The organism is Aequorivita marina (assembly GCF_031631895.2).
Taxonomy (GTDB): domain Bacteria; phylum Bacteroidota; class Bacteroidia; order Flavobacteriales; family Flavobacteriaceae; genus Aequorivita; species Aequorivita marina.
This window is the reverse complement of the sequence record NZ_JAVMBW020000034.1, coordinates 1-701: the sequence shown is the minus strand read 5'-3', so window position 1 is coordinate 701 and position 701 is coordinate 1. Positions and strand designations below refer to the sequence as shown.

General features: G+C 47.8%; 1 protein-coding gene. It reads left to right on the top strand.

What is annotated here, in order from left to right:
- A partial coding sequence (locus tag QPK98_RS15555; protein WP_435373108.1) for an immunoglobulin domain-containing protein occupies window positions 1-701 on the top strand: 701 nt, incomplete at both ends.

Below are 701 nucleotides of genomic sequence, written 5' to 3'. Positions count from 1 at the left end.
GTAGGCAGCACAACCTATTATGCCGAAACTGCGATTAGTGGCGGCTGTACAAGTTTAACCCGTACACCAGTAACCTTGACCATTACTGATGCCCCCGAAGCACCTATAAGTGGCGGAGATATCACAGAATGTCAAGAAGACCCATTGCAAACGTTGGATGCCAATACTGCCATTACCTCAACAGATCCTGTAATATGGTACGATGCATTAACTGGCGGAAACACCGTAAGCAGCCCAACCCTTAATGGCGTAGGCAGCACAACCTATTATGCCGAAACTGCGATTAGTGGTGGCTGTAACAGTTTAACAAGAACAGCGGTAACGCTAACGATTACCGATGCGCCCGAAGCACCTATAAGTGGCGGAGATATTACGGAATGTCAAGAAGACCCATTGCAAACGTTGGATGCCAATGCAGCAATTACCTCAACAGATCCTGTAGTATGGTACGATGCATTAACCGGCGGAAACACCGTAAGCAGTCCAACCCTTAATAGCGTAGGCAGCACAACCTATTATGCCGAAACTGCAATCAGTGGCGGCTGTAACAGTTTGACAAGAACAGCGGTAACGCTAACGATTACTGATGCCCCCGAAGCACCTATTAGTGGCGGGGATATTACGGAATGTCAAGAAGACCCATTGCAAACGTTGGATGCCAATGCAGCGATTACCTCAACAGATCCTGTAGTATGGTACGA